This window comes from Nocardioides sp. S-1144, from assembly GCF_005954645.2.
In the GTDB taxonomy this organism is placed as follows: Bacteria; Actinomycetota; Actinomycetes; order Propionibacteriales; family Nocardioidaceae; genus Nocardioides; species Nocardioides dongxiaopingii.
In genome coordinates this window covers 153,013-169,401 of the sequence record NZ_CP040695.2, presented here as the reverse complement: position 1 = coordinate 169,401, position 16,389 = coordinate 153,013, and the positions used below count along the sequence as shown (strand labels likewise).

Below are 16,389 nucleotides of genomic sequence, written 5' to 3'. Positions count from 1 at the left end.
GTACGGTTGAGGTGGTGCATCGGACGAACGGTTCGCCGCCGCGACTGGTGCCCGTGGACGACCGGCTGCGGCGGCGTGGATCACCCGTCGGCGGTGTCGGGCTCCCGGGACGGGGGTGCGGGGGTGTGCGTGGTGCGGCCGTCGACCTCGACGTCGCCGTCGGTCTCGACGGTGACGTGCTCGCGCCGCAGCTCGGTCTGCAGGACGTGCTCGTCGACGACGGTGTGCTTGCGCACGACGATCCGTTCGCGGACGACGAGCTTCTTGGTCACCACGAGGACCTCCTCGAAGACCGGGACCGAGATCGACCCGTCCGGCAGGGTGATGACCTCGCCGGTGTCGCCCTCCTCGGCGTCGGAGCGCTCGGTGTCGGCGTGCTCGACGCTGCGTTCCACGCCCTGCTCGACGGGCAGGGTCTCGACGTGCTTGCGCAGCCGCACCCGTCCGGCCTCATCGACGTCACGCGTGACCTCGAGGCGCTCCTCGCTGCGCACGGTCGACGCGTCAGCGGGACCGACGGCGTCAGGTGCGCCGCTCATCGCGCACCGTCCTGTCGGACGATGCCGCCGGGGCGTTCGCGGACCTTCCGGCGGGTCTCGACGACCGCGACGGTCTCCTCGTGGCGGTGCCGGTCGGCGAGGCGCCCACCGAGCCAGCCGCCCAGCAGGGACAGGGCGAGCGCGACGACGCCGGTGGTGATCGCGGCAGCCGTGAAGGCGTCCGGGGAGAACCAGTCCGGGAGCCTGACGTCGCCGGTGACGTCGAGGTCGTCGCCGAAGATCGCGGCGAGGGCGGCGAGCACGCCGGCGAGCAGCACCAGCCAGAGCACGGCCACCAGGCCGTGCAGCCCGCCGTGGTGCCGGGCGATGCGTCCGGCGGCCCACCCGCCGACGAGGCAGGCGAGGAGGAGCACGACCAGGCCGCCGACGAGGCCACCGATCGAGAGGTCGCGGTCCTCGACCCCGGTCTGGTAGCCGATGGTGCCGACGGCGGCGGTGACGAGGCTCGAGAGGAGGAGCAAGGTGCCCAGCGCGGCCACTGCACCGCCGAGGGTGGCCGGGACGTCGATCCGCCTGCGGCGAGCGGGTCGACCGACGTCTGCCTCGCCGGCGCGGTAGACCACCTGCTCGTCGGGTGGCGGCGCGAGCGTGGACGCCGTGCCGTCGACCCCGTCCGAGCGGGCGTCGTGGTCGTCGCCGTCGGTCGGCGGGCGGCGGTGGGCCGCAGCGGCCGGCCGGCCGGGCGGGTCGTGACGGGGTGGGTGAGCCATGGCTGCTCCTGGGTGGTGGAGGGGTTGCGGACGGGTGCCGACACCCGGTCGGCGGGCCTCGGCCGTGGCGCGGCGAGCGGCTGCTCAGTCCTCGCCGCGCAGGTGGGCGGGGCCCGGGTCGTCGGGCGGTCGGGTGCGGGCCGGGTCGGCCGGCAGGTGCTGGACGGGGTCACTCGTGGGCCGCGCTCCGGACGCGAGCCACGAGGCGAATCCGACCGGGTGACGCCGCTCCATCTCGTCGAGGTAGGCCTGCCGGAGGTTGACCAGCGCGAGTCGGCTGCCGACGTCGGCCGCGACACGCAGGCGCTGGTGGCTGTGCCGCCACCCGCGCGTCAGCTCGTGGTCGTCGAGGATCTCGACGACCGCACGCAGGGAGGAGGCAGTGACCTCGACAGGCCGGGACCGGACGCGAGGCGCCGGCCGGTCGGGGTCAGCGCGTCCCGCGCTGCGGGTGGGACCGACGAGGGCGTTGAACCACGGGGAGGTCAGCGCAGCGGTCAGGACGAGGGGAAGGATCAGCCAACCAGCCAACCCCGACGCCGCCACGACGGTGCCCGTGACCAGCCCGGCCCGGAGCCCGCGCAGGCACGCCGTCCGCAGGTCACCCCCAGGTCTCGGGGACCGCGAGCCGTCCGGGCGGGGAGCCAGGCTGGCGGCGGTGACCGTGCCACCAGCGAGCAGGGCCAGGAACACCGGCTGCGCCGGGTTGCCCACGAGCATCCCCGTCAGGGCGGCAAGCGCGGCCACCGACCCCCAGCTCGCCCACCACAGGTGGCGGTACCACTCGGCCACGACGCCCCCCTGCTTCGCCGGGTCTCCTACCGGCCCAGGCCGGTCTTGTCGACCTTGCGGTGGAACCGCATGCCGGCCAGGCCGCCCAGGAGGGCACCCACGAGGCTGGCGACGGCGACCGCGGCGACGGCGACGATGCCGGCGACGTCGAGGTCGCCCTCGTTGACCGGGAGCCGGGGGAAGCTGTTGAGCTCCGAGAGGACGTCGTACTCCGAGCCAGCGACCGCAGCGACGACGGCCACCACGACGGCCACCAGGACGGCCCACAGCCACACCGCGAGGCCCTGCTTGAGGCCGTCGAAGCGCGCCATGCGTCCGGCGACGTACCCGCCGCAGAGGTAGGCGACGAAGACGATCACCAGGAGGGTGACGGCACCGACCCAGCCGATGGTCTCGGCCTGGCCCCCGGCCTGGTTGGTCGCCCGGTCGATGGTCTCGTCGACGTTCTCGACGCTGGCCAGGCCGATCGCGGTGCCGGCCGCGACCAGGATCGCCGTGAGCAGGACGGCCATGCCGGTCGCCGTCAGCCACCCGAAGAAGGCCGAGCCGATCTTGATGCCGCCGTGCTCCTCCTTCTCCCGCTCGACCACGGACCTGCGTCCCTCGGGCCGGGCGTCGCGGATGTCGTCGTGCGGGTCGACGTGCCTGGCGGTGCCCCGCCCGGTGCCGCCCGAGTCGTGCTCGTCCGGATCCAGACGACTGGATCCACTGTTCGAGGTCATCGCGTTCTCCCTGTCGCCGCAGTGGTGCGGTGGGGTAGGTGGAGGTGCTGGACTGCGCGTCGGACGGGCTCTCCGGAGCGATCGCTGCAGGGTCGGGTGCGCACGCCGGCACAGTGCCGCGCACGGGCGTCGAGGTGACGGGCGGCCATCTCGGGGCCGCGGTACTTACGATGTAAACCTAGGCCTGGCCCGTGGCCTGCGACTACCCCTCCCGGGGGTGAACCGTCGTTCTCGGGCAGGACTGCCACCCGGTCCTTGGTTCGCCGCACCACGCGGGCGTGCCCGGCGTAGCGTGGGGGCGGTGGAGAGTCGTTGATGCCGGACAGGAACGAGCACGGCACCGACGCCGACCAGGCGGTGGTCGCCGGCGACGCACCGCCGTCCGAGCGGGTCCCGCTGAGCCGGGACCGGGTCGTCGCCGCCGCGGTCGACTTCATCGACCAGCGCGGTCTGCCGTGGCTGACCATGCGGCGCCTCGGCGACCAGCTCGGTGTCGAGGCCATGGCGCTCTACCGCTACGTCCCCGGTCGCGAGGAGCTCCTCGACGCGGTCGTCGAGCACGTCGTCGGGGAGCTCCACGACGACGACGGCGTCGTGTCGACCCCCACCCACGGCTGGCAGGACTTCGCCCAGCGCCTGGCGCACGGCATCCGCCGGGTCGCCCTGAGGCACCCGCGCGTGTTCCCCCTCGTGGTCTCCCGGCCTCCCGAGGCACCGTGGCTGCGCCCCCCGCTGCGCAGCCTGGAGTGGGTGGAGGTGTTCCTCGAGGCCCTGGTCAGCGAGGGTTTCGCCGAGGACGCCGCCGTCTCGGCCTACCGGTCCTTCACCAGCTTCCTCCTGGGGCACCTCCTGCTCGAGGTCGCCGCCCACGACGCCGACGTGGGCCCGCTCGACGTCCTCACCCCCGACGAGGAGCCCGCGGGCCCCGGGGCGCTGGCCGCCTACCCGATGGTCCGGCGGCTGCGCAGCCAGCTCTCCACCGACCACGCGGACGTCGAGTTCGAGGACGCCCTCGAGTCCCTTCTCGCCCGGCTCGCCCTGGTGCGGGCCAACCAGCCGTCGTGAGCTGACCCTCCGGACTCGCCCTAGGAGCCGGCCTCGTACTCGCTCGGGAGCGACGCGGTGTCGCTGGTCGCGACGAGGGTGTAGCCCTCGAGCAGGCCGTGGTGGACGCCCCACAACACCGCCTGTGTCCGGCTCTCCACGCCGATCTTGTGGTACGCCGTCCGGTTGTAGGTCTTCACCGTGTTCATGCCGAGGTACAGGGTCTCGACGATCTCCTGGTTGGTCCTGCCGTTGGTGATCAGGTGCAGCACCTGGAGCTCCCGCTCGGAGAGGTCCTTCACTGAATCGGGCTCGGCGAACTCGAACGGGGTACTCACGGGCGGCAGCCTCCTGGTGGTCTTCGCCAGCCTTACGTCATAAGCGACCCAACCCAAGCACCGCACCCATCAACCACCCCTAGAGGTGACAGCGACCGGCTCGCTGCCGTCGCGTGTCTGCGTTCCCTCCACTCCGGGCACAGTCAACGGTGCCGCGGGCCTCCAGACCCGGGTGGGCGCCCATCCCGCAGGAGGAGCCCTGCGGTGCCGCGTCCCTGGCCCGAAGCGTGGGCCAGGGACGCGGCCCCCGGCACGATACCCAGCGACCGCTCGGCATGGAGTCGGCCCAGGTCGAAGCCTGGCTGCGGGACGTGCAGGCCCGTTCGACGGCGCCGTCGCCCAGCGGACCCGCGTCCGCGTCACGCGGTGAGGGGCGCCTGGTGCTCCTGGCAGTCGACGCGGAGCTGGGTGTCGGCGAACGCGACCTCGAGCAGGTTGCAGCGGTACGGCTCGGGGCCGTCGGGGTGGCTGGTGTCGTCGAAGAAGCGGCACGTCATGCAGGTCCGGGCGACGTTGATGACGCCGTCGGTCTGCAGGCCGGCGACCAGTCCGAGGACGACGCGGAGCACCTCGCCCTTGTCGGCGTCGCTCAGCGCGACCAGCTTGTCGGCCAGCGGCCGGTCCCACCGCGCCAGTCGGGTGCGGAGCAGGTCGCCCTCGGGCGTCAGGGAGAAGACAGAGTTGCGGCGGTCGCCGGGGTCCTGCTCCTTCGCGACCAGTCCCTTGCGCCGCAGGGTGCTCATCGCATCACTGACGGTGGCCTGCGAGACGTCGAGCTCGAGCGCGAGGTCGCTCACGCGCGGACCCGCTGCGACCGACCCCAGCCGCAGGAGCAGCTGGAGCTGGAGCGCGCTCACGCCCTCGGCGTAGGCCTGGCGCGACAGCATGGTGCGGGTCACGTGACCGATCCGCTCGAGCGCGCCGGACAGGCGCTGGTCGAGGTCGTCGGCACCGGACTGGTCGGTCGCGGTGTCCTGCGGGAGCCCGTCGTCGTCCGTCGCGGGTCCGTCCGCACCGACGTCCACGGTCGTGTCCTCGTCTCCGTCCACGTCCCACACCTCCTGTAGTTAGGAATCCTAAGCGATTCCTTGACTTCGTGCCAGCCGCGAATAGATAGTAGTCCTAAGGGTTCGACCGGACCCGGCACCCTCACCACACCAGGAGACGTCATGACCCGCGTTCAGCTCGTCGACCCCACCACCACCACCGGAGCCGCCAAGCCCGTCCTCGACGAGGTCCGAACCGCGTTCGGCACCACGCCCGCGATGTTCAGGGCCGTCGCGAACTCTCCGGCCGCGCTGGCGATGATGTGGGCCGGCTTCGGCGCCCTCGGGAGTGGCCGGCTCGGCGCGAGGCTCGGCGAGCAGGTCGCCGTCCTGGTCGCCGACCGCAACAGCTGCGAGTACTGCCTGGCCGCGCACACCGCGCTCGGTCGCAAGGCCGGGGCGACGAGCACCGAGATGAGCGAGGCCCAGGCCGGCCGCTCCGAGGACGCCCGCACCGCCGCCGCGCTCGCCTTCGTCGAGAAGCTCGTGCGCGAGCGCGCCCAGGTGAGCGACGCCGACGTCGAGGCGCTGCGCTCGGTCGGCTTCGACGACCAGGACGTCGTCGAGCTCCTCGCCCACGTCGCCCTCAACCTGTTCACCAACTACGTCAACGTCGCCCTCGAGGTGCCCCTCGACTTCCCGAAGGTCGCCCTGCTGCCGGCGGCCGGCTGAGCCCTGCCGTCCGTGGCGACCTCCCGTCGCTGCGGACGGCACCCACCCCGCACCAGAGGACCAGTCCGACGACAGGAGCACGTGATGCAGACCAGCCCACCCTCGATCCGCGACTGGACCGTGTCGCGGTGGTTCAACACCGACCACACCGGCTTCTCCACCCACGACCTCGACGGGCGCGTCGTCCTGGCGGCGGCGTTCCAGATGCTCTGCCCCGCCTGCGTCGAGCACACCGTCCCGCAGCTGAGGAAGGCTGCGGCCCTCTTCCCCGCCGAGCAGGTCGCCGTCGTGGGACTGCACACCGTCTTCGAGCACCACGACGCGATGACCTCCGCGGCGCTCCAGGCGTTCCTGCACGAGTACCGGGTCCACTTCCCGGTCGCGGTCGACGCGCCGGCCATCGACGGCGGTGCCGTCCCGGTGACGATGGCCCGCCTCTCCCTCCAGGGCACGCCCACGGTGATGCTGTACGACCGGTCCGGGCGACTCCGGCGCCAGACCCTGGGACACCTGTCGGACATGCAGCTGGGCGCGGAGATCACCCGGCTCGGCGCCGAGCCCGCGGGCCCGTCGCTCGACCCCGCGCTCGCGGAACCCGCGGCCGGGCCCGGTTGTGACGACGTCGGGTGCCGACCATGACCTCACCCTGACCCCGACCCCTCGGGATTGCTCGCGACCGGGGTGCCCCTGGGAGGGTCGGATGATGCGCGTCGTCCAGCCCTCGGCCGCCCAGCTGGCCTCCGCGGCGACGATGGGCGTTGCTGCCGAGACCTCGCTTCCGGCCGGCGAGATCGTGGCGGAGATCGAGGCGGGACGGATCCGGCCCGAGTGGTCCGTCGTCGCCGTGGACGAGTCCGACGCCGTCGTCGGGCGAGCACTGTGGTGGGGCCGGGACCCGGCCGTTCCGATCGCGTTGGACGTGTGGGACGTCCAGGCACAGGTGCGCGACCGCGGCGTCCCGCTCGGCAACCTTGGGCAGGGCGCTGCCTCGATGTGACGGATGCCACGTCCGCGACGGTTCGGCCCTACCGTCGAGCCAGGACTCGCGTCGCCGGCGCCCCCATGTCACGGCGACGCTCGAGTCCAGGGACTCGTGTTCGGACGTACCCGTGGGGGGAACGGCCGACCGCGAGTCCCGCACGCCACCACAACGACCAGAACCGGTCACAAGTCGTTCTCCAGCTGTGGCTCAGCCGTGGCTGCGTCGTTCCGATCACTGGCGTGTACTGCTCCAGTGATGAACGAGCGGCAACTGTTGCTGGCCCACGAGGCCGAGTGGATCGACATGGATGTCTCGATGGTCCCGTTCCTGCTGGACATCTCCGGCCCCGTCGGGCCGCGCGACAGCTGAGGACGGCTCGGGCCCGGGACTCCTCGCCGTCCGGTCAGTCATGACACCCGGGCGCAGGTCGATGCACCGTGTGGACTAGCTGCCTCGACGGGCCGGGTCCGCCGCGTTCAGCTCGACCAGGACCATCAGCCACGCGCGGGGGCTGTATCCGGTGCCCCCGTGCGAGGCGCTGTCGAGCCATGCGTTGAGGTAGGCGGCGCCGACGATCTGGTCGACGTCGTCCGGGTGGGCCGACACGATCCGAGCCAGGTGGTAGGCGTTGTCGATGGTGCGGTCGTAGAACGTCGCGAAGGCGTCGCAGTCGTGCCGGGCTGCTCGTTGGAGCAGCCCCGCGAGGTGGGTGGGGGGCACGTGCCGGACGGTACTCCCGCCGACACCGGCCGAGGCCGATCCGGTCGGATCCCATCCGTGGGGGTGGACGCGCTGACGACGCACGATCCACGAGCCGTGCGGCCGCGGGGTGCGGGCCCCTGCGCACCAGGCGGGACCCGCACCCGTCCTGGCGCGCCCAGCACCCGGCTGGAGGAGCCCAGCCGGGTGGGGCGGCGGTGGTGCGAGGTCACTGGTCCCGAGCGAATCGTGCGAGAGGGTCAGGCCGGGACGTCGACGGTGATCTTGGCGATGCCGACCAGGAGGTCGAGGGTCACCTTGTCGGTACCGAAGGTCTCGTTGAGCAGCGGCGCGGCGACCGGGGAGATCTTGACCTGGGTGCCCTCGAGGATCGCGGTGCTGCCCTCGGTCTGCAGCGGCTCGAGCGTGCGTCCGTCGAGCTGGAACAGGAAGGCGCTGGTGACGGCGACCTTGCCGTTGACGGTGACGTCGCCGTAGACACGCGAGACGCCGGGGTCGACGTTGAAGTTGGTGAGCTCGACCGTGGTGTCGCCGGCGGTCAGCGAGAGGCCGGAGCCCTCGTGCTGGATCTGGCCGATGACGTAGGGGTCGACCTCGTCGGGCTCGAAGACAGAGACGTTGCCGCCGGTGATCGGGAAGATGAGCGAGCCACCCTCGAGCTTGGCGTCACCCACGACCCCGGGGGTCAGCTCGAGGGCGGTGAGGGCGTCGGTGAAGCCCTTGTCGAGGGCGATCCGGGTGTCCTGGCCCTCGAGGGCGTCGATGGCGGCCACGGCCTGCGGCTTGGCGCTGGACTCCGAGGAGCTGGAGGAGCTCGACGAGCTCGAGGTGGTGTCGTCCTCGGAACCGCACGCGGTGAGCGGGATGGCCAGGAGCGCGATGCCGGCGATCCCGGCGATGCTGCGCTTGATGTTCAAGGCATTGGTGCGCATGGAGAACACGTCCTTCTGGTGGGAGCGGCGCCGATCTGGCGCCGGATCACCAGTGGTTCGCGGCGACCAACGAGTACGGATCGGTCCTTCACGCGAGACGAGGAACACGGCGTCCAGACCAATCCGCTGAGCGGCTGGAGACGTGGGACGGTCGCCGAGCCTCCGCGCGACTCAGCCAGCCGAGCGCCGGCGCTGCTCGGATCCGTAGCCGCGGCTCGAGGCCCACTCGATCGCGTCACCCCGCGTCTCGGCCCCGACCTTCCGGTACGTGGAGCGGATCCGGGACTTCACGGAGTTCACCGACAGTCCGGTCACCGCGACGATGTCCTTGTTGCTGAGGCCGTTCACGATCATCTCGAGCATCTCCTGCTCGAGCGGGGTCAGCGAGTCCTGCAGCGGGGTCGGTCCTGAGCTCAACACGGCGAATCTCCCTGCATCCACGGCGGCGACGATCGCCTCCAGCGAGTCATTCGTCGGCATCGCGGGTCCAGATGGGTCCCTCTACCGGTCCTGACGCGCCGCCAGACCGTCGAGGTGGAGCTCGCCGTGCTTGGCCTCGATCGCCTCGCGTCCCTTCACGACCAGCTGGGCGAGGTTGGCGGCGTGGCCGTGTCCGAGCCCGTGCTCGGTCTTGAGCCACGCGATGACCTCGCCCGCCCTGCCGTCGGTGAGGCCCTTCTCGGCCGCGAGGTCGAGGAACTGCTGCGGCGTGAGACCGGCCTTGCGCTCGGCGTTGTCGAGGTACGTCTGGAATCCGCTCATCGTGCGCTCCTTGGTCGAGGTGAACCGGTCAGTCGGCAGACCTCCAGTCTCGACCGCACTCATCGCTCCCGAGACGTGTCTGGTCGGGGCGATGACTTCGGGCCGACGAGTCGGTCGGAGGGACATGAACCGCGACGAGCGCCCCGTCACCACCCACGTCCTGGGCGAGGGCGACGACCTCCTCCACTACGACGTCCACGGCGACCTCGCCACCGCCACGGCCGGACGCCCCGCCCTGATGACCTTCGCCAACCCGATGGAGGCGGCCGCGTTCACCGCGCTCGCCGCCGAGATCACCGATCGGCCGGTCATCACCCTCGACCCGCGCGGTGCGGGCCGCAACCCGGCCGGCGAGAGTCCGTTGACCGCGGAGCAGCACGCCGAGGACCTGCACCGGGTGGTCGAGGCGCTCGGTGTCGGCGCCGTCGACGCCTTTGGGTCCAGCGGCGGCGCCGTGTGCCTGCTGGCCCTGCTCGCCACCCACCCTGACGACGTCCGCCGAGCCGTCGTCCACGAACCCCCGCTGGTCGACACCATCGCCGACGGCGACGTCGTCCTCGCCGCGTGCCAGGACATCCGCGACACCTACGACCGAGCCGGCGAGGGAGCCGCGATGGCCAAGTTCATCCGGCTCGTCATGACCACCGGGCCGCTCGCCGAGGACTACCTCGACCAGCCGGCGCCCGACCCGGTCGAGCTCGGGATGAGCGCCGAGGACGACGGCAGCCGCACGAGCCCACTGATGCGGAACATGCCCGCGGTCAACGCCTACGTGCCTGCCTACGACGCGCTCGCCTCCTGGGGCGACCGCGTCCGCGTGGCGGTGGGCGAGGAGTCCGGCCACGAGGTCGCCGCCCGTGGCGGGCTCGGCCTGGCGAGGCGGATCGGCCGCGAGCCCGACGTCTTCCCGAGCCATCACGCAGGCTTCACCGGCGAGGGCCCGTACCCCGGGAAGCCGGCCCAGTTCGCCGCCCGGCTCCTCGAGGTGCTGGGCTGACGGCGACGCCGAGGACGACGGTCCCCGTCGTGGGGAGCTCCACCGGGGCTGGGACCTCGTGCCGTCGCCCGTGGATCGCCCTAGGCTGTGGCGCGACGACGACGGAGGAGCCAGGACGTGAGCGCACTGCAGGTCGTGGTGGCCGACGACGACGTGCTGCTGCGCGAGGGGCTGGCCAGCCTGCTGACCGCCTCGGGTCTCGAGGTGCTCGGGCAGGCCGGGGACGCCGAGGAGCTGCTCGCGCTGATCAGCGCGCGGCCGCCACAGCTGGCGATCATCGACATCCGGATGCCCCCGACGCACACCGCCGAGGGCCTCGACGCCGCGGTGCGCATCCGCGCGGAGTTCCCCGACGTCGCGATGCTGCTGCTCTCCGCGCACGTCGAGGTCGAGCACGCCCTGGAGCTGCTCAGCGGCGGACGCGGCATCGGCTACCTGCTCAAGAGCCGGGTGACCGACGTCGCCGACTTCGTCGACACCCTCGGCCGCGTCGCGCACGGCGCGTCGGTGGTCGACCCCGCGCTGGTGCAGGAGCTGGTCTCCGCCCGGCGCCGCGACGACCCGCTCGCCGTGCTGAGCGTTCGCGAGCGCGACGTGCTGGTGCAGATGACCGAGGGGCTGTCGAACGCCGGGATCGCGCGCCGGCTGTGGATCACCGAGGGCACCGTGGAGAAGCACGTGCGCAGCATCCTGGCCAAGCTCGACCTGGCCGACACCGCCGACGACCACCGCCGGGTGCGCGCGGTGCTGCTCTACCTCGACGCGATCAGCTGAGCAGCTCGGCGACCCGCTCCGCGGACAGCTCGAACTTCTGCAGGAACCCGACCGCTGGGCTCGCCTCGACCAGGTCGGCGAAGTCGTCGGGGTCGTGGGTCGAGACCATCACCATCGGCGGGCCCGGGCGCAGCGCCGCGGCCAGCGACTCGACGACGTCGAAGCCGCTCTCCCCGCCGAGGTCGACGTCGACCAGGATCACGCTGGGCGCCGTGGTCAGCGCCGTGGCGAGGGCCGCCTCGAGCGTCGGCACGGTGCCCACCACGACCATCCCGGCGCCCTCGAGCAGGCGGCGGGCCGCGGCGCAGAACGTCGGACTGTCGTCCACGATCAGGCAGCGGTGGTCGGCGGGGCTCACCCTCCCGACAGTGCCACGGCTGGGCGCGGATGGCATTCCTGCTAGCCGCCACTCCCGGGTGCAACCCCGCCACCCCCGGTAGCCTGCGGGCGTGGTCGCCGATGCCGGGCTCCCGGGCCGCGGGGGGCTGACCTGGCGCGACCGCGTGATCCAGCTGGTGCTGCGCCCGACCACACCCCCGGTGGCCTGGGGCGTCGCCGTCGCCGCGACGCTCGTCGCCGCCGAGCTGCTCGTCGTCCGCCTCCTCGAGCGGGTCGCACCCGACAGCGCGTTCGGCGCGCTGTTCCTGTTCGGGGTGCTGGTGGTCTCGGCCGGGTGGCGCTTCCGGCTCGCCCTCGCGACATCGGTGGTCAGCGCCGTCGCCTACGCCTACGTCCACGTGAGCGAGAGCAGCGCCAGCCTGGTCCCGGCCGTCGTCGTGTTCTCCCTGCTCGCCCTGCTGACCAACGTCCTGGTCGGTCAGGCGCGGCTGCGGGCCGAGGAGTCCGAGCAGCGCCGCTGCGAGGCGGACCTGCTCGCCGAGCTGGCCCGCACCGTGCTGCGCACCGAGGACCCGACCGACGTGCTGGCGATCGCCGGCGAACGGCTCAGCGCCGTGCTGGCCCTGCCGCCGCCGTACGCCGTGCTCGGGCTGCCCGGGGCACGCGTCGGCCCGGGTCAGCGCCTCGTCGAGCTGCGCGACGGCGAGGCCGTCACCGGCTCGCTGCTGGTGCCCGCCGAGCTGGGTGCGGCCGACCTGCGCCGGGTCCGGCGCACCGTGCCGGCGCTCGAGGCGCTGTTCGCCGCCGCGCTCGACCGCGAGGTCCTGCACCGCCAGGCCGTCAGCCTGGCCCACCAGCAGGCCGCGCTGCGCCGGACCGCGACGCTGGTGGCGCTCCGCGGCGACCTGGAGGACGTCCACGACGCGGTGGTCCGCGAGATCGCCGACGGGTTCGGGGCCGAGCACGTCTCGCTGGTCCGCTTCCACGACGAGGGGTCGATGACCGTCCTGGCCGCCCGTGACGACGGCGCGCGGACGCCCCTGGCGGCCGGCGAGCGCGTGGAGCTCGGCGGGCACAACGTCAGCAGCGCGGTGCACGCGACCGGACGCGCCGCCTCGATGGACTACACGGGCGCGAGCGGTCCGATCGCCGAGCGGCTGCGCGGGCGCGGGCTGCTCAGCGGCACCGGTGTCCCGGTGACCGTGGAGGGCCGCTGCTGGGGGGCGCTGATCATCGCCGCGACCGACCGCGCGCCCGCGCCGGACGTCGAGGCCCGGCTGGCGGACTTCGCCGACCTGGTGGCCACCGCCGTGCACGACAGCGACGCGCGCCGCCAGCTCACCGCCTCACGCGCGCGGGTCGTCGCCGCGGCCGACCAGGCGCGCCGGCTCATCGAGCGCGACCTGCACGACGGCGTCCAGCAGCGCATCGTCTCGCTCGGGATGGACCTGCGCGCCACCCAGGCCGCCGTCGACGCCGAGCCGACCCAGGTGCAGCCCCGCCTGGACCGGCACGTCGATGCGCTGGCCCAGATCCACACCGCCCTGCAGGAGCTCTCCCGTGGGATCCACCCCGCGATCCTCTCGCGGGGCGGCCTGGGTGCCGCCCTCAAGACGCTGGCCCGCCGCTCCCCCGTGCCGGTCTCGCTCGGCGTCGACATCCCCGCCCGGCTGCCCGAGTCGATCGAGGTCGCGGCGTACTACGTCGTCGCCGAGACGCTCACCAACGCCGCCAAGTACGCCGGGGCCTCCGAGGTGCGGGTCTCGGCCGTCGTCGACGAGCGGGGACTCGAGCTCGTCGTGGCCGACGACGGCGTCGGCGGTGCCCGCGCGGGCGGCGGCTCGGGACTGCTCGGGCTGCAGGACCGCGTGGAGGCCGTGGGCGGCACGCTGCACGTCGTCAGCCCCGTCGGCGCCGGCACCACGCTGACCGCGCGGGTGCCGGTCAGCACATCTGCCTGACCGGCGTCCACCCTGCTGACCGGTAGTCCGCCTCCCGGCTGGCCACGCCCCGGGTTGGGTGCTGGCCGCGACGACACCGCCGCCCCGGAGGACGAGCGTAGGGGCCACGAGCTGCACCCCACCCACCGCACCGAGGAGCCGACATGCCGTACTTCACCACCACCGACGGGACCGAGCTGTACTACACCGAGCAGGGCTCCGGTCAGCCCGTGCTCCTCAGCCACGGATGGCCGCTGTCCTCCGACGCCTGGCAGGTCGAGCTCAAGCTGCTCGCCGACCACGGCTACCGCGCCATCGCCCACGACCGGCGCGGCCACGGCCGCTCCGCGAAGACCTACACCGGCAACGACATGGACACCTACGCCCGCGACCTGGCCGAGCTCGTCGAGCACCTCGACCTGCGCGACCTCGTGGTCGTCGGCCACTCCACCGGTGGCGGCGAGGTCGTGCGGTACGCCGCGCAGCACGGCGCCGGCCGGGTCACCAAGGTGATCACCGCGGGCGCCGTCCCGCCGATCATGCTCCAGTCCGAGGCCAACCCCGACGGCACCCCGATCGAGGCGCTCGACGCCATCCGCGACGGCGTGCTCCACGACCGGTCGCAGTTCTACCAGGACCTGGCCGTGCCGTTCTTCGGTGCGAACCGCGAGGGCGCCGAGGTCTCGCAGGGGGCCAAGGACGACTTCTGGCGCCAGGGGATGCTGGTGAACCTGGCCGCGGCGTACGACTGCGTGAAGGCGTTCTCCGAGACCGACTTCACCGAGGACCTGAAGGCACTGGACGTCCCGATCCTCATCGCCCAGGGCGACGACGACCAGATCGTGCCGATCGCGGCCGCCGCCGAGCGCTCCATCGACCTCGTCGCGCACGGGACGCTCAAGGTCTACCCCGGCGCCCCGCACGGCATCTTCGGCGACTACCAGACGGCCCTGGACGCCGACATCCTCGCGTTCATCGCCCAGTAGTCCCCCACCGCAACGGATCCGGAGCACCGCCATGAGCAGCACCCCCAGCAGCGAGCCGGAGCTCGGCGCCGTCGGCAACGTCTACTACTTCGTCGACCGGCTCGAGGCGGCGGTCGACTGGTACGCCGGGCGGCTGGGCCGCGAGCCCGTGCAGCGCGGCGGTGCGCTGGTCGCGTTCGAGATCGGGGGCACCCGCCTGACGCTCCACGAGGTGGACGAGCTCAACGCCGGCGGGCCCGCCGGGGTCGCGGCGTACTGGACCGTGCCCGACGTCGACGCCCTCGTCGCCGACTGGGTCGCCCACGGCGCGGTGGCCCACCGCGGACCGAGGACGGTGTTCACCGGCGAGCGGCTCTGCCAGCTCCTCGACCCGTTCGGCAACCTGTTCTGCGTGCGGCAGGTCGCGTCGTGACCACCGCACCCACGTCCACCCCTCCCGCAGCGGCGCCCCCGGGTGCCTGGGCGCCGCTGCGGATCCGGGTGTTCCGGATCCTGTTCATCGCCCAGCTGGTCTCGAACGTCGGGCTCTGGATGCAGACTGTGGGCGCCCAGTGGTTCCTGGTCGAGCGGCACAGCAGCGCGACGGTCATCGCCCTGGTGCAGACGGCCAGCCTGCTGCCCACGCTCTTTCTCGCGCTGCTGGCCGGCGGGCTGGCCGACCTCCTCGACCGGCGGCGGCTGCTCATCGTGGTCAGCACCGGCACCGCGGTCGCGGCAGCGGTGACGACGCTGCTGGCCTGGACCGACGTGCTGACCCCGCAGACCCTGCTGCTGATGACGTTCCTGCTGGGCTGCGGCTCCTCGCTCTCGGCCCCGGCGTGGCAGGCCATCCAGCCCGAGCTGGTGCCGAAGGAGCAGATCCCGGCCGCCTCCGCCCTCGGCAGCGTCACGGTGAACGGCGCCCGCGCCGTGGGTCCCGCGGTCGGCGGCGTGGTCGTGGCCCTGGCCGGACCGGCGGCGGTGTTCGCGCTCAACACCCTGACCTTCCTCGTCATCATCGGCGCCCTGGTCGCCTGGCGACGTCCGGTCGCCGAGGTCGGCGTGGACCGCGAGCGCCTGGGCCGCTCCGTGGTGACCGGGGTGCACTACGTGCGGTCGGCGCCGATCGTGCGCCGGATCATGCTCCGCTCGGTCCTCTTCGCCTTCCCCGCCTCGGCGCTGTGGGCGCTGCTCCCCCTGGCGTCGTCGCAGGAGCTGCACCTCGGCGCCACCGGGTACGGCGGCGTCCTCGGCCTCCTCGGCGCCGGCGCGGTCGGCGGCGTGGCCCTCTACCCGGCCCTGCGCCGGCACCTGCCACCCAACGGCGTCCTCGCGGCGTCCGCGGTCGCCTACGCGCTCGGCGTCCTCGCCCTCGCACTGCTCCCGATCTGGGCGGTCCTGCCGATGCTCGTCGTCGCCGGCGCGGCCTGGATCGGCACGCTCACCACCCTCAACGCCTCGCTGCAGCTGTCGCTGGCCGGGTGGGTGCGCGCCCGCGGCATGTCGGTCTACCTGCTGGTCTTCATGGGCTCGCAGGCCCTCGGCTCGTTCGCGTGGGGAGCCCTGGCCTCGCACACCAGCGTGCGGACGGCGTTCCTCGTCGCCGCGACGCTGGTGCTGGCCGCCGGCCTCAGCACCGCCGCGCTCCCCCTGCACCCGGCGACCGGCACCCTGCCGCGCGGCGTCTCGACGGCGTGGCCCACCCCGACCGTGGTGTTCGGGCCCGAGCCCGACGACGGACCCGTCGTCGTCATGCGCACCTACCGCGTCGCGCCCGAGGCGGCGTCCGACTTCGACCGCGCCATGGTCGCGGTGGGCCGCGCCCGACGTCGCACCGGCGGGCACTCGTGGGGTCTCTACCGCGACGGCGTCGACCCGGACCTGCGCGTCGAGCAGTTCACGGTGCCGTCGTGGGCCGAGTTCGAGCGCCAGCACGGCCAGCGCTGGACCGACTCCGACCACGACCTCGTCGCCGCGGCGCTGCAGCACACGACGACCGGGTCCCCGGAGTCCGAGCAGCACCTGCTCGCCGTACCCCGCCCGCCCCGGTGAGGCCGCGCGCGACCTCGAGGACGTCGTCGCGCGAGGCGTCGT

At 73.1% G+C, this 16,389-nt stretch carries 21 protein-coding genes; 10 read left to right on the top strand and 11 right to left on the bottom strand.

Annotated features, from left to right (window positions below; translation table 11 throughout):
• Window positions 1-80: 80 nt before the first annotated feature.
• The 4 genes from FE634_RS00840 to FE634_RS00825 form a co-directional block, all read right to left on the bottom strand.
• A complete protein-coding gene (locus FE634_RS00840) occupies window positions 81-539 on the bottom strand; it encodes a DUF2382 domain-containing protein (protein ID WP_148240247.1) in 459 nt (152 codons plus the stop codon).
• A complete protein-coding gene (locus FE634_RS00835) occupies window positions 536-1,270 on the bottom strand; it encodes a hypothetical protein (protein ID WP_148240246.1) in 735 nt (244 codons plus the stop codon). The genes FE634_RS00840 and FE634_RS00835 overlap by 4 nt, the downstream gene beginning before the upstream one ends.
• Window positions 1,271-1,354: 84 nt before the next feature.
• Window positions 1,355-2,062 carry a hypothetical protein gene (locus tag FE634_RS00830; protein ID WP_138874809.1) on the bottom strand — a complete coding sequence of 236 codons (708 nt, stop codon included), beginning with the start codon at window positions 2,060-2,062 and terminating at the stop codon, window positions 1,355-1,357.
• Window positions 2,063-2,088: 26 nt separating this feature from the next.
• Window positions 2,089-2,784 (bottom strand): hypothetical protein, encoded by a 696-nt coding sequence (locus FE634_RS00825; protein WP_187366782.1) that lies wholly within the window; start codon window positions 2,782-2,784, stop codon window positions 2,089-2,091.
• A gap of 315 nt (window positions 2,785-3,099) precedes the next feature.
• Here FE634_RS00825 and FE634_RS00820 point away from each other — a divergent pair, with 315 nt between their 5' ends.
• The gene (locus FE634_RS00820) at window positions 3,100-3,849 is read left to right on the top strand and encodes a TetR/AcrR family transcriptional regulator C-terminal domain-containing protein (protein WP_138874808.1); all 750 of its coding nucleotides are present in this window, start codon (window positions 3,100-3,102) and stop codon (window positions 3,847-3,849) included.
• Between the two features lie 20 nt (window positions 3,850-3,869).
• Here the strand turns inward: FE634_RS00820 and FE634_RS00815 are convergent, their stop codons facing one another.
• Both FE634_RS00815 and FE634_RS00810 read right to left on the bottom strand, forming a co-directional pair.
• On the bottom strand, window positions 3,870-4,166 hold the full coding sequence (locus FE634_RS00815; protein ID WP_262347528.1) for a response regulator transcription factor: 297 nt from the start codon (window positions 4,164-4,166) through the stop codon (window positions 3,870-3,872).
• Between the two features lie 359 nt (window positions 4,167-4,525).
• Window positions 4,526-5,215 carry a MarR family winged helix-turn-helix transcriptional regulator gene (locus tag FE634_RS00810; protein WP_138874807.1) on the bottom strand — a complete coding sequence of 230 codons (690 nt, stop codon included), beginning with the start codon at window positions 5,213-5,215 and terminating at the stop codon, window positions 4,526-4,528.
• A gap of 120 nt (window positions 5,216-5,335) precedes the next feature.
• Here FE634_RS00810 and FE634_RS00805 point away from each other — a divergent pair, with 120 nt between their 5' ends.
• The 3 genes from FE634_RS00805 (at window position 5,336) to FE634_RS00795 (ending at window position 6,881) form a co-directional block, all read left to right on the top strand.
• Window positions 5,336-5,884, top strand: coding sequence for a carboxymuconolactone decarboxylase family protein (locus FE634_RS00805; RefSeq protein ID WP_138874806.1), 549 nt, complete (start codon window positions 5,336-5,338; stop codon window positions 5,882-5,884).
• Window positions 5,885-5,968: 84 nt separating this feature from the next.
• A complete protein-coding gene (locus FE634_RS00800; RefSeq protein WP_138874805.1) occupies window positions 5,969-6,523 on the top strand; it encodes a TlpA disulfide reductase family protein in 555 nt (184 codons plus the stop codon).
• A 64-nt stretch (window positions 6,524-6,587) separates the two neighbouring features.
• A complete protein-coding gene (locus FE634_RS00795) occupies window positions 6,588-6,881 on the top strand; it encodes a hypothetical protein (RefSeq protein WP_148240244.1) in 294 nt (97 codons plus the stop codon).
• Between the two features lie 429 nt (window positions 6,882-7,310).
• Here FE634_RS00795 and FE634_RS00790 read toward each other — a convergent pair whose 3' ends face one another.
• The 4 genes from FE634_RS00790 to FE634_RS00775 all read right to left on the bottom strand — a co-directional run bounded on the left by FE634_RS00790 (window position 7,311) and on the right by FE634_RS00775 (window position 9,280).
• Entirely contained in the window at window positions 7,311-7,586 is a 276-nt protein-coding gene (locus tag FE634_RS00790; RefSeq protein ID WP_138874803.1) for a sigma-70 family RNA polymerase sigma factor, read from the bottom strand.
• 239 nt (window positions 7,587-7,825) lie between these two features.
• Window positions 7,826-8,518 carry a hypothetical protein gene (locus FE634_RS00785; protein ID WP_138874802.1) on the bottom strand — a complete coding sequence of 231 codons (693 nt, stop codon included), beginning with the start codon at window positions 8,516-8,518 and terminating at the stop codon, window positions 7,826-7,828.
• A gap of 171 nt (window positions 8,519-8,689) precedes the next feature.
• Window positions 8,690-8,935: a response regulator transcription factor gene (locus FE634_RS00780; protein WP_187366781.1), complete on the bottom strand. Its 246-nt coding sequence runs from the start codon at window positions 8,933-8,935 to the stop codon at window positions 8,690-8,692.
• An 84-nt stretch (window positions 8,936-9,019) separates the two neighbouring features.
• Window positions 9,020-9,280 (bottom strand): DUF4287 domain-containing protein, encoded by a 261-nt coding sequence (locus FE634_RS00775; RefSeq protein WP_138874800.1) that lies wholly within the window; start codon window positions 9,278-9,280, stop codon window positions 9,020-9,022.
• A 124-nt stretch (window positions 9,281-9,404) separates the two neighbouring features.
• Between FE634_RS00775 and FE634_RS00770 the strand changes: the two genes are divergently transcribed.
• Together FE634_RS00770 and FE634_RS00765 are read left to right on the top strand one after the other, a co-directional pair.
• A complete protein-coding gene (locus FE634_RS00770; protein ID WP_138874799.1) occupies window positions 9,405-10,277 on the top strand; it encodes an alpha/beta fold hydrolase in 873 nt (290 codons plus the stop codon).
• A 117-nt stretch (window positions 10,278-10,394) separates the two neighbouring features.
• A complete protein-coding gene (locus tag FE634_RS00765) occupies window positions 10,395-11,051 on the top strand; it encodes a response regulator (protein ID WP_138874798.1) in 657 nt (218 codons plus the stop codon).
• Here the strand turns inward: FE634_RS00765 and FE634_RS00760 are convergent.
• Window positions 11,044-11,409 (bottom strand): response regulator, encoded by a 366-nt coding sequence (locus FE634_RS00760; protein ID WP_212721533.1) that lies wholly within the window; start codon window positions 11,407-11,409, stop codon window positions 11,044-11,046. The genes FE634_RS00765 and FE634_RS00760 overlap by 8 nt on opposite strands.
• Before the next feature lie 91 nt (window positions 11,410-11,500).
• On the opposite strand from FE634_RS00760, the gene FE634_RS00755 reads away from it, so the two are divergent.
• The 4 genes from FE634_RS00755 (at window position 11,501) to FE634_RS00740 (ending at window position 16,347) form a co-directional block, all read left to right on the top strand.
• Window positions 11,501-13,351, top strand: coding sequence for a sensor histidine kinase (locus FE634_RS00755; RefSeq protein WP_222847645.1), 1,851 nt, complete (start codon window positions 11,501-11,503; stop codon window positions 13,349-13,351).
• A 143-nt stretch (window positions 13,352-13,494) separates the two neighbouring features.
• On the top strand, window positions 13,495-14,316 hold the full coding sequence (locus FE634_RS00750) for an alpha/beta fold hydrolase (protein ID WP_138874795.1): 822 nt from the start codon (window positions 13,495-13,497) through the stop codon (window positions 14,314-14,316).
• A gap of 31 nt (window positions 14,317-14,347) precedes the next feature.
• Window positions 14,348-14,728, top strand: coding sequence for a VOC family protein (locus tag FE634_RS00745; protein ID WP_148240243.1), 381 nt, complete (start codon window positions 14,348-14,350; stop codon window positions 14,726-14,728).
• The gene (locus tag FE634_RS00740; protein ID WP_138874793.1) at window positions 14,725-16,347 is read left to right on the top strand and encodes an MFS transporter; all 1,623 of its coding nucleotides are present in this window, start codon (window positions 14,725-14,727) and stop codon (window positions 16,345-16,347) included. Before FE634_RS00745 ends, FE634_RS00740 begins: the two co-directional genes overlap by 4 nt.
• The last annotated feature ends 42 nt before the right edge of the window (window positions 16,348-16,389 follow it).

Excerpts from the sequence above, each read along its gene's own strand:
- FE634_RS00795 (WP_148240244.1), top strand. The coding sequence starts at position 6,588 with ATGCGCGTCGTCCAGCCCTCGGCCGCCCAGCTGGCCTCCGCGGCGACG.
- FE634_RS00820 (WP_138874808.1), top strand. The coding sequence starts at position 3,100 with ATGCCGGACAGGAACGAGCACGGCACCGACGCCGACCAGGCGGTGGTC.
- FE634_RS00800 (WP_138874805.1), top strand. The coding sequence starts at position 5,969 with ATGCAGACCAGCCCACCCTCGATCCGCGACTGGACCGTGTCGCGGTGG.
- FE634_RS00840 (WP_148240247.1), bottom strand. The coding sequence starts at position 539 with ATGAGCGGCGCACCTGACGCCGTCGGTCCCGCTGACGCGTCGACCGTG.
- FE634_RS00805 (WP_138874806.1), top strand. The coding sequence starts at position 5,336 with ATGACCCGCGTTCAGCTCGTCGACCCCACCACCACCACCGGAGCCGCC.
- FE634_RS00785 (WP_138874802.1), bottom strand. The coding sequence starts at position 8,518 with ATGCGCACCAATGCCTTGAACATCAAGCGCAGCATCGCCGGGATCGCC.
- FE634_RS00745 (WP_148240243.1), top strand. The coding sequence starts at position 14,348 with ATGAGCAGCACCCCCAGCAGCGAGCCGGAGCTCGGCGCCGTCGGCAAC.
- FE634_RS00825 (WP_187366782.1), bottom strand. The coding sequence starts at position 2,784 with ATGACCTCGAACAGTGGATCCAGTCGTCTGGATCCGGACGAGCACGAC.
- FE634_RS00835 (WP_148240246.1), bottom strand. The coding sequence starts at position 1,270 with ATGGCTCACCCACCCCGTCACGACCCGCCCGGCCGGCCGGCCGCTGCG.
- FE634_RS00770 (WP_138874799.1), top strand. The coding sequence starts at position 9,405 with ATGAACCGCGACGAGCGCCCCGTCACCACCCACGTCCTGGGCGAGGGC.
- FE634_RS00750 (WP_138874795.1), top strand. The coding sequence starts at position 13,495 with ATGCCGTACTTCACCACCACCGACGGGACCGAGCTGTACTACACCGAG.
- FE634_RS00775 (WP_138874800.1), bottom strand. The coding sequence starts at position 9,280 with ATGAGCGGATTCCAGACGTACCTCGACAACGCCGAGCGCAAGGCCGGT.